Source organism: Gelidibacter japonicus (assembly GCF_010725055.1).
GTDB classification, from domain to species: Bacteria; Bacteroidota; Bacteroidia; order Flavobacteriales; family Flavobacteriaceae; genus Gelidibacter; species Gelidibacter japonicus.
The window spans coordinates 139,538-152,627 of record NZ_BJKB01000011.1 but is presented as its reverse complement, the minus strand read 5'-3'; the positions used below and the strand labels follow the sequence as shown (position 1 = coordinate 152,627).

The window sequence follows — 13,090 nt, the reverse complement described above, 5'->3', positions numbered from 1 at the left end:
TTCGAGAAACTTAAATGCCATTATATAAAACCATTACCCCAAATTCACAAACTACTGTTAAAATCTGGCAGATTACAGAATCCTATGAAGAGCTCATGCGGCCAATCACCTTAAGAGATGAATGTATGACCCGTGTCTTGGGGATGAAAAGTGAACTGCACCAGCGCGGATTTTTGAGTGTGCGCCATCTTTTGGCAGAATTTGGTTATACTGACCACGATTTGTATTATGACGAAAACGGTAAGCCTCATTTAAAGGACGGCAAACATATCTCAATTACCCATTCATTTACATTTTCGGGAGTTATTGTCAGTGATCACGAAGTTGGAATAGACATTGAGAAACAGCGTGAAAAAATTGCCGTAATAGCCCATAAATTTATTGGTTATGAATTTGATTATTTAGAGGATTCCGCCGATGACTATATCAATAAACTTACGGTCATCTGGTGTATTAAGGAATCTTTGTACAAATTGTTTGCAACGCCGGGCATGATGTTTAAGCATCATTTTTTGGTCATTCCTTTTATGGTCCAAGATGAGGAGACTGTGGCTTGGATTGATTATAAAGATAAAAAATACAGATACAATACGCATTTTTTTGAATTTGAAGGCTTTTCGTGTGCCTATGTATATGAGGGGTGAGGTTTAGAGTTCAGGTTTTAGAGTTCAGAGTTCAGAGTTCAGAGTTATGAGTTATGAGTTAAAATGAAATTATAGAAAAACATTCGTGGCTAAACAGAAAAATTTATATCAAGATTTATTAATCGCTATTTCTGAAAGGAAAAAACTCCTTGCCGTTTTGATTGATCCCGACAAAATGAAGCTCGAATGCGTATCGGATTTTATGGTCAAATTGAATGCCTCGCCGGCCACTCATGTTTTTGTGGGTGGAAGCTCGGTTGAGGAAAACCAAACGGATCTTTTGATTCAAGAGTTAAAACGATGGACCAAGTTGCCACTTTTAATTTTCCCCGGAGACGTTTCTCAATTGTCATCCCACGCCGATGGCTTATTGTTTTTATCATTGGTTTCGGGCAGAAATCCTGACTATCTGATCGGAAAACAAGTTGAAGCCGTTTCAGTCTTGCGGACCATGCAACTTGAAATTATTCCGACGGGCTATCTGTTGATTGAAAACGGAAAAGAAACCGCCGTAGAGCGTGTGACCAAAACTCAACCTTTAAACAGAGAAAACATTCAGAATATTGTCGATACCGCAAAAGCAGCGGAGTTTTTGGGAATGAAATGTATTTATCTCGAAGCCGGAAGTGGAGCGGTTGGTCCTATCAATTCTAAGATCATTCGAGCTGTAAAACAGGAATTACAGATTCCGTTAATCGTAGGTGGGGGTATCAAATCTAAAAAACAATTAGATGGTGCTTATGAGTTTGGGGCAGATTTGGTGGTGATTGGAACTGCATTTGAAGAAAATGAATTGTTTTTTGAGGAGATAAAGGCTCCAATAGAATTTGAACATTTGAGCAACGAAGAAAAATAAATGACCATTCGTATTAAGTAAAAAATAAGTTTAACTAAATAGAGATTCCTGCTTTCGCAGGAAGAGTTATGAAAATATCAGTAGAATTAAGCTTTACCCCTTTGCATGATGACTATGAACCAAGTATCATTCATTTTATAAAAAAATTAAGAGCTTCAGGACTTACGGTTTTGGAAAACCCTTTGAGTACACAGGTTTATGGCGATTATGATGAGGTCATGCAGCTTTTGACCACGGAAATAAAAGAAGCATTTACTTTGATAGAACGCGGTTTGCTCTATATGAAAATTGTCAAATCTGATAGACAGGACTATGAACCACATTTTTGATTTTCTGTTTGGACAATATTCAGGTTATGATACCATGGATATTGTTTTAGAAATAGTAGCTGTTATCTTCGGATTTCTTTCAGTTTGGAGCTCTAAACAAAATAATATTTGGGTCTTTCCTACCGGAATGATCAGTACGGGGATTTTTGTGTACCTACTCTTAAAATGGGAGCTTCTGGGGGATATGATGATCAATGGGTATTATTTCGCTATGAGCATCTATGGATGGTATATTTGGACCAGAAAGGTGGACAGCACTCATGTGACTCCAATTTCAAAAACGACCTCTTGGGAGCATAAAATGAGTGCCGTCATTTTTATAGCAACCTTGGGCTTTGTCTTCATTGTTTATAAAAGTTTTGACAAATGGACCAGTTGGGTGGCTTATGTCGATACCTTAACGACAGCCATATTTTTTGTGGGCATGTGGCTCATGGCACGTCGAAAAGTGGAGAATTGGATTTATTGGATTGTTGGAGATCTTATTTCTATTCCACTTTATTTCTATAAAGGTTTTACCTTTACAAGCATACAGTATTTTGGATTTACCTTTATAGCGATTTATGGATATATAGCATGGAAGAAAAGCTTAAACAAGACCCCTCAGATTGCATAAAAGTAGTCTTGTTTGGCCCCGAGTCAACCGGAAAAAGTACTTTAGCCATGCAATTGGCCGAATATTACAATACAGTTTTTGTGCCTGAGTATTCCCGTATTTATGCTGAAGAGAAGCTACGTTTGGGAAAAACTTTAACCGTGAATGATGTATTGCCAATTGCTGAAGGCCAAATGCGACTCGAAAATGAGCTGACTCCAAAAGCAGATACCGTACTTATTTGCGACACCGATTTATTGGAAACCAAAGTCTATTCAGAATCCTATTATGATGGGGTATGTGATCCGGTTCTGGAGAAATATGCCATACAAAACACCTACGATCTCTATTTTTTGACTTATATTGATATTCCGTGGGAAGCTGACGATTTAAGAGACCGGCCTCATGACCGCGAAGCCATGTTTGAAGCCTTTGAAAATGAGTTAAAAGAATATAACAAACCATATATTCTGTTGAAAGGCCCTATAGAAGAGCGATTTGAGTTGGCCGTAACCCATATTGATGAACTAATAAAAAAGAAAGTGTGAAATTTACAGAAAAAGATATACAGCAAATTGAAAGTAAAGGCATGACCCTGGCTCAGGTCCAATCGCAACTGGAACTTTTTGAAACGGGCATGCCATTTGTGAATCTTAGTTCGGCGGCAACAATAAACAAGGGTATTGTAAAATGTTCCGAAGTTACAAAAGCGCGCTATATCAATTTTTTTGATTCTAAAAGGAATGATGTTTCCATTGCCAAATTTGTTCCAGCATCTGGCGCGGCTACTCGCATGTTCAAGACTTTATTTAGGTTTATTGACGAATACGTTCCAGAGGATGAAACTATAAATTCTTTCATCAATAAATATAAGGACGCTGATTTGTCATTGTTTTTTGTTGGCATCGAAAAGTTGCCTTTTTACAATACGGTCCTTGAACAGATAGAAGTTTTTTATCCAGAATACGCCTCATTTTCTAACGATAGACAAAAATTGCTATTCGTCAAAACAATGATGGATGAGGATAAGATGAATTATGGTTTCTACCCAAAAGGACTGCTGCCATTCCATGAGTATAAAGATCATTTGGCAACGGCTTTTGAAGAGCATTTATTTGAAGCCGCCTTGTATGCATCCACAAATAATATAGCCTTCCTGCACTTTACAATTTCAGAAGTCTATAAAAAAATGTTTGATGACGAATTTGTACGTATTCGTGAGATTGTAGAGCAAAAAACAAATACCAAATTCCATATTACTTTTTCATATCAAAAGGCCTCAACCGATACCATTGCGGTTACACCCGAAAATGAGCTATTCCGAGCTGATAATGGACAATTGACTTTCAGACCGTCAGGTCACGGAGCACTTTTGGAGAATTTGAATCTATTGGACTCAGATGTTATTTTTATAAAGAACATTGATAATGTCGTGGTCTATAAATATGAGGATGAGGTTGCCGAATATAAAAAAATGTTAGCGGGCATGCTGCTTGAAATTCAACAGGAAGTATTTGACCACCTAAAGCTTCTTGAAAGTGGAGAAGTTACAGAAGAGGATATTCTCACTATTTCGCAGTTTTTAGTGAATACATTGCATGTGGTCATCAGCTCTGAGTTCGAGAAATATTCCACAAAATATCAAATCGAGTATTTATTTGATAAATTGAACAGACCTATCCGTATCTGTGGGATGGTTAAAAACGAAGGCGAACCTGGTGGTGGACCATTTTGGGTAAAGGACGAAAAAGGGCAAATCTCACTTCAAATTGTGGAGTCCGCACAGATCGATTTGGACAACAAAAAGCAAAACGAAATCGTCAAAAATGCGACGCATTTTAACCCTGTCGACTTAGTCTGTGGAATTAAAAATTTTAAAGGTGAAGTTTTTGACTTGCAACAATTTGTTGACCCTAAAACCGCATTTATCACCATGAAAACACATGCTGGAAAAGATTTAATGGCTTTAGAATTGCCTGGTCTTTGGAACGGGAGCATGGCCGATTGGAATACTGTTTTTGTTGAAGTGCCATTGATTACCTTTAATCCAGTAAAAACCGTCACCGATTTGTTGAAACCAACACACCAAATTGAGTAGTGAGCAGCCTGCCCGTACAATTGGCCTGTGTGTGTTTGGTTAGAAAAAAATGCATTCGGGCGGGTCAGCAGCCTCCAGTTAACAGCCTGCAGCCTGTCCCGTATTGGTCACTTGAGGGTAATTAGGTAGAAGGAGGTGTATTTTGACGGGGCGGGCAGTTTTTTTAAAAATAATACCATGAACAAAGACATTCTACAATCGGAATTGCAATTTAAAGCGGTAAGAAGCTCAGGCGCCGGGGGTCAGAACGTCAATAAGGTAGCCTCAAAAGTGGAACTTATTTTTGACTTGGAAGCTTCAAACGGATTGACCGATGATGAAAAAGTTTTATTGAAACAAAACCTTAGAAACCGACTCACCAAAGAGAACATTCTTTTGCTCCAATGTGAAGAGAGCAGAAGTCAGCATAAAAACAAAACCCTCGTGGTGCAACGTTTTTTCGATCTTATCGAAGAAGGATTGATCATTCCAAAAAAGCGTATTCCTACTAAGATACCACGATCGGTAGTTAGAAAACGATTGAAGGCAAAGCGTAAAACTTCTGATAAAAAAGCGGGTAGAAGACCGCCGGAATTAGAGTAGTGCTCAGTTGGCAGTTCTCAGTCTTCAGTCTTCAGTCGGCAATCTCCATCGCAATACCTCTGACATCATTTTTTCAACCATTACTATTAATTATTATCTCTGCGCCTCCGCGTCTCTCTGTATTAGCCCACTCCATGAATTTTCGTTTCCTATTTTTTTAGACAGGAATTACACAAATTATCACAGATTTTGAAATCTCACTAATTCCAAATTGCCATTTACGAGATGATTTTTCGCTTGAATAATTTATAAATTTGATCTTTTTGGAGCGCTGATCGCGCAGATGGCTTATGAATTTCACTGATTTTTCTCGGCAAATGTTTTCTGTGTAATCTGCGAGAAGTGTAGAGTGTTTTTTTTGAATTCTAACTAAAATAAATTTATTCGTAATTCATTCTTCTAAAATCGGAAATCCTTCATATCTTTGCACCGTTCTCAAAAAAGGGGTGCCTGATAGATTGAAGATCGAAGATTGGAGATTGAAGATTGTTGAATAAAAGGATTCATAAATCAGAAATCAAAGATCAAAAATCAATAATCAAATCGGCTGAGATCATACCCATTGAACCTAGAACGGATAATGCCGTTTAGGGATCTAAGTTTTAAAAAGTGTCTAAAGGACATGTTTAACGGTTGCCGGCAACATCTTAAAAAGATACCGCTAAACTTTAAAGCTTAATAAAATCATTTAATTTTTAACCAAGAATAATTACCTCTTTTTATTCGTCTAAATTTATTTATTCGAATGAAACCTTTATTCACGAATGTATCGGCAAAGAACCGATTCAAACCATCTATTAAGTTTATTTTAATTTATTTATTGCTCTTTTCGGGTCTTACCGCTTTTGCTCAAAACTATCGCGTGTCTGGTCGCGTCACCCAACAAGATTCAGAGCCACTGGCAGGGGTCAGTATTCAGCTGAAACGCAGCACAACCTGGACTCAAACAGATCTTAACGGTTACTATACTTTGGATTTGCCTAAAGGAAAACACACTTTGGAAATCCGTTATCTTACGGCTAAACCTATCGAAAGGACCTTTGATCTTAGCGCTGATTTGGTGCTAAACATCGTCATTAACGAAACGGTAGAAATTTTGGATGAGGTATTGGTCAATGCGGTACGTGTTGGAGCAAGCTCACCAATAACACACTCCAACATTTCAAAGGAAGATCTGGAAAAACGCAATTTAGGCCAAGATATTCCTATGCTTCTTAACTTTTTACCATCGGTCGTAACCACCACCGACGCTGGAGCAGGTATTGGTTATACCGGTATTAGGGTACGAGGTATTAATGCACAATCTACCAATATCACCATAAATGGTATTCCATATAACGATGCGGAATCCATGGGGACATTCTGGGTGAATTTGAGTGATTTTGCGTCGTCAACCGAAAGTATGCAATTGCAGCGTGGTGTCGGAACTTCCACAAATGGCTCTGGTGCCTTTGGCGCAAGTATTAACGTGCTTACTGAAGGGGTGTCAAATGAAGCAAGTGCCGAAATTGCCAATAGTTTTGGGAGTTATAACACCCACAAACACACCCTTAAGTTTAGTACCGGACGCTTGAATGACCACTTCGAAATTTCAGGACGTCTGTCTAATATAAAGTCGGATGGCTATATTGATCGTGCGTCTTCTGATTTAAAATCATACTTCCTGCAAGGTGCTTACGTTGACACCAATAGATTGATCAAGGCCGTTGTTTTTGGAGGCCAAGAAATCACCTATCAGGCCTGGAACGGGTTGGAAGACTTGGATCTATTAAAGAACGATAGAACCTTTAATACGGCTGGAATGTACACTGATGCTGACGGAAACATTCAGTTTTATGAAAACGAAATTGACGACTATAAGCAAGATCATTACCAATTGCATTGGAATGAGCGCATCAACAACCAATGGTCCACCACATTGGGGTTGAACTACACACGTGGTTTAGGGTTTTTTGAGCAGTATAAGGAAAATCAAAAATTGGCACAATACGGCATGGAAGATATCGAATTGGGAGGTGAAAGTATCACTCGGAGTGATTTAGTACGCCGTCGTTGGTTAGATAACCACTTCTATGTAGTCAATGCCAACGCCAATTATAAAAAGGAGGATTTAAATCTTTCATTTGGAACTTCGTATAGTACTTACGATGGCGATCATTTTGGTGAAGTGATTTGGGCACAATATGCCGGAAACACACCTAAGGGACATCGCTATTATGATGGTAACGGGAAGAAAACCGACGCCAATGTGTTTGCAAAAGCCACCTATCAATTTGATGAACAATTGAGTTTTTATGGCGATTTACAATATCGGAACGTAGGTTATAAAACAACGGGAACAAACTCCGATACGGATCTCATGGAAATTGATGAAAGCTTTAATTTTTTTAATCCAAAAGCGGGATTGACCTATCAGTTCAATACAGCAAATGCCTTGTACTTTTCTTATGCCAGGGCCAACAGAGAGCCAAGTCGTAAGGATTTTCAAAACAATACCGACGTCAAGCCCGAGCAACTTAATGATTTTGAGCTGGGATGGAGATATGATGATCCAGGATTCCGTATCAACGCCAATGCCTATTATATGTTGTATAATGAACAATTGGTGTTAACGGGAGAGCTTGATACAACCGGAAATCCAATCCGAACCAATAGTGGGGATAGCTACCGTTTAGGTTTGGAAATTGAGGCAGCAGTGAGATTGACTTCCCAATGGAGTCTTCAGCCAAGTGTGACTGTGAGTTCAAATAAAACCAAAAAGACAGTTGTTGAGCGCGATGGCGAGTTGGTAGATTTAGGCAAGACAAATATTTCGTTTTCGCCAGAACTTGTGGCGTCAAATGCCTTGGTGTTCCAACCCAAAGAACATTTTCAAATAAGCCTGTTGAGCAAATACGTAGGGGAACAGTTTATGGGCAACACTGATTCTCCAGCTTCTAAACTGGATGCTTATTTTGTGAATGACGTGAATGTCACCTACGAATGGCATTTAAAATCTAAGGAGGACTCGCAGAAGAAACCTTTTCTAAAATCGATTTTATTTTCTGGGCTGGCGAATAATATTTTCAATAAGAAATATATATCCAATGGGTTTTACTATACCTATGACGATACCTGGACGGATCCAAACCAAGTGACAACCATAGAAGGGGCTGGCTATTTTCCACAAGCTACCACCAATTTTCTGATTGGAGCGACCTTGAAATTCTAATTGGTAATATGCAGGGAGTTTCCTGATACGGTCACGCGATATTCCTTGAGTCCGCAGGGTAGTTGGGTCCCGACGGATCCTCCAGTAAATAAGCTATACTTATTGGCGTCAACGCAACCACAGACGGCATTGGCGCCAGTAATTGTTAGTAGGGAACAAGGTTGTTGTTCGTGATTGGGATCTGCAGCATCCCAGGCTCGGTAACCGTTACCAACATTGATGACGATAACACCTTTATTGCCTTGGTTGGCGATATACACCGAGTTGCTTGTGAATTGCAGTTGATTATATTGCGGTAAATTCATGTTGACGGTTACATTTACCGCAGCATTGACCAGGAATTTGCAGTTTTCATCGCTATTGTTTTTGCTGCAAGCGGTTATGAAAATAAGGCCAATAAATAAAAAAAGTTGTTTCATCAGGTTTAAAATTGTCATGCAATTTACAACAATCTCAAAGTTGTGGTAAATATTTTGTATATTTGTTTCATATCTCGTTTTAACGGGATTTTTTTTATGCTGTTCTCCAAAACGGGGTTTCAGCATATTTTATATATAGTAAAACGAAGAATTATGAGTAAAGTATCTTATTATACTGCAGAAGGTTTAAAGAAGTTAAGGGAAGAGCTCAGTTATTTAAAGGATGTCGAGCGCCCAAATGCTTCACGAGCGATTGGTGAGGCGAGAGATAAAGGCGATTTAAGCGAAAATGCTGAATATGATGCGGCCAAAGAGGCGCAAGGTATGTTGGAAATGAAAATATCCAAATTGGAAGAGACCTTATCCAATGCCCGTTTGATTGATGAATCACAATTGGACAGTTCCAAGGTTTTGGTGCTGTCAACAGTGAAAATAAAAAACCAAACCAATGGCATGGAAATGACCTATACTTTGGTGGCCGACGGTGAAGCTGATTTGGCATCAGGTAAAATTTCAGTCAACTCCCCTATTGGAAGAGGCCTTTTAGGCAAGTCTGTTGGCGAGGTTGCCGATATTCAAGTCCCCAACGGAATTTTGAAATTTGACATTTTGGAAATATCCAGATAAACTTATTCCTGCGTAGACAGGAATCTATTGGATGCTCTTTTTTAGTAAAAACACAACATTCCTGTTAAGATTAATTCTAACAGGAATTTTCTTTTTATATTTATAGAGTTCGGAGTTCGGAGTTCAGAGTTCGGAGTTCGGAGTTCCGGGTTTCAAGAAAAACAGTACTTTTAAGAAACAAGAAACAAGAAACAAGAAACAAGAAACAAGCCTGCCCGTCCGCAGCTTTTGCGGAGGCGGGAAACAAGCTTGCCCGTCCGCAACAAATCGGAGGCGTGAAACAAAAATCAAGAAAAAATGGCATCAATATTTACTAAAATAGTCAATGGTGAAATTCCATGTTACAAGGTTGCTGAAACGAAAGACTTTTTGGCCTTTTTAGACGTAAACCCGAATACCGAAGGACATACGCTCTGTATTCCTAAAATTGAGGTAGATCAACTTTTTGATTTGGATGAAGCCACCTATGTGGGTTTAATGGAATTCTCTAGAAGCGTTGCTATTGCACTAAAAAAAGCCGTGCCCTGTAAACGTATCGGGATGTCTGTTGTTGGTTTGGAAGTTCCTCATGTACACGTACATTTGATCCCGTTACATAGTATGGACGATATTCGATTTATTAATAAGGTGAGCTTGGAAAAGGAAGAGTTTGAAGCAATAGCTCAACGAATTTCAGATCGATTATAAATCCAATTCTCAACAACTTATATAAACAGAAGCGTGGTAGCGGTTAAGGTTGCGAACAAGACGAGCATTAAAATCCAAGATGAGGTTTTCAATTTGAAGGAGGATGGTTTTGGTGGTGTTGCACGTTGCTGATATTCAAATACCCTGTCAATATCGTCGGTCCACCGTGCAGGGAAGATCATGGTTTCACAAACTTTGCAAAATAATGAGTGAGCGGTTTCTGATGTAATGGCTTTATAAAAAAAGTTTTCAACAAAGCGCTGCTTGAATGTCAATTGCAATCCTTCTCTTGAATAACATTCAGGACAATTGTTATTTAACTCAACCTCTTTTAAAGTGAAAAACTTGTTCTCCATAATCCAAATTTACGGAATTAATTTTAATGAAATCTGCATGGTCGTTCCTTTGTTAATTTCCGAATGTAACACTTTTATTTTTCCATCGTGGTAATCTTCTACAATCCGTTTTGCCAATGACAGTCCTAAGCCCCAACCACGCTTTCTACTTGTATATCCAGGTTCAAAAACCTTTTGGAATAAGCCTTTAGAAAGTCCTTTGCCAGAATCCGTGACCGTAATTTTAACATCCTTGTCGCCTTCAATTATGGTTATTTTCAAATTTCCCTTTCCTCTCATGGCATCAATGGCATTCTTTACTAAATTTTCAATGGTCCAACTGTAGAGTTGGGGGTTCAAGTTGACATAAATGGGATGATCTGGTGCTTCAATTTCAAAACCTATCAATTTGCTGGAACGCGCTTTTAGATACTCATAGGAATCGACAGTTTCTTTGACGATATCTGATCTTTTTAAAGTGGGCATCGAGCCGATTTTACTAAATCGATCGGTGATGGTTTGTAAACGTGTGATGTCTTTTTCAATTTCCAATAGATAAGATGGGTTGACATCTTCAGAACGTAAAATTTCGATCCATCCTATTAATGACGATAGAGGCGTACCAATTTGATGGGCCGTTTCCTTGGCCATTCCCGTCCAAAGTTTGTTCTGTTCCGCAATCTTTGAACTGCGATAGAAAAAGTAGACCACAGCGGCAAAGAGCACAATAATGAGCAATAATGCCAATGGATAGTATTTAAGCTTGTTGATTAAAGGTGAATTGCCATAATAGATGGTGTAATAAATTTCGTCGTTATAATAGACCTCAATGGGCTGGTTTTCGCTTTCAAATGCGATTATAAGATTTTGGACTGAGGTGGGATTTTCTACTTTCTTTTTGTCAATATTTTTGAAAGTGCCTAAACTTCCATCTTTATTAATGGCCAACATAGGAGTGGTATGGTTGCTTTCTAAAATTTTAAGCGTAAGTTCCACATTCTCATTTTCAGATGTTAAGAGTTCTGATTGGGCAAATGACCAGTTTTGCATTTTTATGCGCTCTTCGGCCTTAAAATTCTGAAAGAAGATGTACGTATTCCATAAAATCAATGAGATAATTATAAAGGACGAGGCAATAATTATCCACCGTAAGATATTTCGGTTCATAGGGTATGGCATCAATACGTTTGTAATTTTAAATATACTCAAAGAAATTAGCAAATAGGAAACCTTTATTGCGATAATTTTTAAGTACTACATAACTAATGCAATTATGTTGATATTATTGTTTGATTCTTGTTCTAAATCATTTTTATAGGTTTAACAATATGGTTACATTTGCATTTAACAATTTTTTAAATGGTAAGTTTTGATCCTAAAGACCTGTCTACAGGTAAATTACATGGTTATTTGTTAAGTGCGGTAGCACCTCGGCCAATTGCCTTTGCCAGTACTATGGATGCCGATGGGAATCCGAATTTATCGCCTTTTAGTTTCTTTAATGTGTTTAGTGCGAATCCGCCAGTCCTCATTTTTTCTCCTGCAAGACGGGTAAGGAACAATAGTGTGAAACACACCTTGGAGAATGTAGAGGCCACGATGGAAGTGGTGATCAATGTTGTTAATTATGATTTGGTGCACCAAGCGTCATTGAGCAGTACGGAATATGAAAAAGGGATCAATGAATTTGAAAAGGCAGGCTTGACCATGCTAGATTCAGATATCGTAAAGCCCTTCAGGGTGGCAGAATCGCCTATACAATTTGAATGTAAGGTCAATGAAATTATAAAATTGGGCACTGAAGGCGGTGCGGGCAATTTGATCATTTGTGAAGTGGTGAAATTTCATATTTCAAATGAAATTCTGGATGACAATGAAATGATCGATCAAGAAAAGCTGGACTTAGTGGCTCGAGCTGGCGGGGATTATTATAGTAGAGCGAAAAATGGATTCTTTAAAGTACCAAAACCTTTGCGCACTATTGGTATTGGGATCGATGCTATGCCTGAAGCGATTAAAAACAGTATGATTTTTACGGGAAATGACTTGGGCATGTTAGGCAATATTGAAAAGCTCCCAACAGAAGAAGCTATTGCCGATTTTATAAAGAGTGTTGGTGAACATCATGCCAATATTAAAGAAATGACCCATCGTGAAAAGCATAAAATGGCCAGGAATTATCTGAGTTATGGTGATATTGACAGCGCTTGGAAGCTGTTGCTCTCTTAATTTTAAGAATCAAAATTCGAAATTAAGGGCTATAAAAAAATAAAGAATAGAATAACAGTAAATAGGAATAATAAAAATTAGTCAAATGGAAGTACAAGGAAAAATCAAAATGATAGGAGAAACCCAAACTTTTGGAAATAATGGGTTCAGAAAAAGAGAAGTGGTAGTGACTACAGAAGAGCAATATCCTCAACATATTATGGTTGAGTTTGTACAGGATAAAACCGATTTGTTAAACAATTACCAAGTTGGTCAGAATGTAAAAGTGAGCATCAATCTGAGAGGAAGAGAATGGGTCAATCCACAGGGAGAAACCAAATATTTTAACTCTATCCAAGGATGGCGTATTGAAAGTTTGCAAGAAGGTGCTGCGGGCAACATGCCTCCAGTTGCACCGGCTGAAGCATTTCAACCTGCAAACGACTTGAAAGAGGATGATCACGACGATCTGCCGTTCTAATACGCTATCGGCAGGAAA

15 protein-coding genes are annotated in these 13,090 nt (G+C 38.4%); 12 read left to right on the top strand and 3 right to left on the bottom strand.

Annotated features, from left to right (window positions below):
* The first annotated feature begins 14 nt into the window (after window positions 1–14).
* The 8 genes from G6N06_RS12565 to G6N06_RS12530 all read left to right on the top strand — a co-directional run bounded on the left by G6N06_RS12565 (window position 15) and on the right by G6N06_RS12530 (window position 8,315).
* Window positions 15–644, top strand: coding sequence for a 4'-phosphopantetheinyl transferase family protein (locus G6N06_RS12565; RefSeq protein WP_163517092.1), 630 nt, complete (start codon window positions 15–17; stop codon window positions 642–644).
* Between the two features lie 85 nt (window positions 645–729).
* Window positions 730–1,500 (top strand): phosphoglycerol geranylgeranyltransferase, encoded by a 771-nt coding sequence (locus G6N06_RS12560; RefSeq protein ID WP_163517091.1) that lies wholly within the window; start codon window positions 730–732, stop codon window positions 1,498–1,500.
* A gap of 68 nt (window positions 1,501–1,568) precedes the next feature.
* Complete coding sequence (locus G6N06_RS12555; RefSeq protein ID WP_163517090.1) at window positions 1,569–1,829, top strand: thiamine-binding protein; 261 nt, start codon at window positions 1,569–1,571, stop codon at window positions 1,827–1,829.
* A complete protein-coding gene (gene pnuC / locus G6N06_RS12550; protein WP_163517089.1) occupies window positions 1,813–2,445 on the top strand; it encodes a nicotinamide riboside transporter PnuC in 633 nt (210 codons plus the stop codon). Before G6N06_RS12555 ends, pnuC begins: the two co-directional genes overlap by 17 nt.
* Window positions 2,406–2,972, top strand: a complete 567-nt coding sequence (locus tag G6N06_RS12545) for an AAA family ATPase (RefSeq protein ID WP_163517088.1) — start codon at window positions 2,406–2,408, stop codon at window positions 2,970–2,972. The genes pnuC and G6N06_RS12545 overlap by 40 nt, the downstream gene beginning before the upstream one ends.
* The gene (locus G6N06_RS12540; protein ID WP_163517087.1) at window positions 2,969–4,522 is read left to right on the top strand and encodes a DUF4301 family protein; all 1,554 of its coding nucleotides are present in this window, start codon (window positions 2,969–2,971) and stop codon (window positions 4,520–4,522) included. Before G6N06_RS12545 ends, G6N06_RS12540 begins: the two co-directional genes overlap by 4 nt.
* Window positions 4,523–4,699: 177 nt before the next feature.
* Window positions 4,700–5,104, top strand: coding sequence for an alternative ribosome rescue aminoacyl-tRNA hydrolase ArfB (gene arfB, locus G6N06_RS12535; protein WP_163517086.1), 405 nt, complete (start codon window positions 4,700–4,702; stop codon window positions 5,102–5,104).
* Window positions 5,105–5,849: 745 nt separating this feature from the next.
* A complete protein-coding gene (locus G6N06_RS12530; protein ID WP_163517085.1) occupies window positions 5,850–8,315 on the top strand; it encodes a TonB-dependent receptor in 2,466 nt (821 codons plus the stop codon).
* Here the strand turns inward: G6N06_RS12530 and G6N06_RS12525 are convergent.
* Complete coding sequence (locus G6N06_RS12525) at window positions 8,312–8,734, bottom strand: Rieske (2Fe-2S) protein (RefSeq protein WP_163517084.1); 423 nt, start codon at window positions 8,732–8,734, stop codon at window positions 8,312–8,314. The two genes, G6N06_RS12530 and G6N06_RS12525, sit on opposite strands and share 4 nt — an antisense overlap.
* A gap of 153 nt (window positions 8,735–8,887) precedes the next feature.
* Here G6N06_RS12525 and greA point away from each other — a divergent pair, with 153 nt between their 5' ends.
* Both greA and G6N06_RS12515 read left to right on the top strand, forming a co-directional pair.
* Window positions 8,888–9,361, top strand: a complete 474-nt coding sequence (greA, locus tag G6N06_RS12520) for a transcription elongation factor GreA (RefSeq protein WP_163517083.1) — start codon at window positions 8,888–8,890, stop codon at window positions 9,359–9,361.
* A gap of 297 nt (window positions 9,362–9,658) precedes the next feature.
* On the top strand, window positions 9,659–10,048 hold the full coding sequence (locus tag G6N06_RS12515; RefSeq protein ID WP_163517082.1) for an HIT family protein: 390 nt from the start codon (window positions 9,659–9,661) through the stop codon (window positions 10,046–10,048).
* Window positions 10,049–10,065: 17 nt separating this feature from the next.
* On the opposite strand, the gene G6N06_RS12510 is transcribed toward G6N06_RS12515, so the two are convergent.
* Window positions 10,066–10,404: a hypothetical protein gene (locus G6N06_RS12510; RefSeq protein WP_163517081.1), complete on the bottom strand. Its 339-nt coding sequence runs from the start codon at window positions 10,402–10,404 to the stop codon at window positions 10,066–10,068.
* A 9-nt stretch (window positions 10,405–10,413) separates the two neighbouring features.
* Window positions 10,414–11,562, bottom strand: coding sequence for a sensor histidine kinase (locus G6N06_RS12505; protein ID WP_163517080.1), 1,149 nt, complete (start codon window positions 11,560–11,562; stop codon window positions 10,414–10,416).
* A gap of 180 nt (window positions 11,563–11,742) precedes the next feature.
* Here G6N06_RS12505 and G6N06_RS12500 point away from each other — a divergent pair, with 180 nt between their 5' ends.
* Together G6N06_RS12500 and G6N06_RS12495 are read left to right on the top strand one after the other, a co-directional pair.
* A complete protein-coding gene (locus G6N06_RS12500) occupies window positions 11,743–12,612 on the top strand; it encodes a flavin reductase family protein (protein ID WP_163517079.1) in 870 nt (289 codons plus the stop codon).
* 85 nt (window positions 12,613–12,697) lie between these two features.
* Window positions 12,698–13,072: a DUF3127 domain-containing protein gene (locus G6N06_RS12495; protein WP_163517078.1), complete on the top strand. Its 375-nt coding sequence runs from the start codon at window positions 12,698–12,700 to the stop codon at window positions 13,070–13,072.
* Window positions 13,073–13,090: the final 18 nt, after the last annotated feature.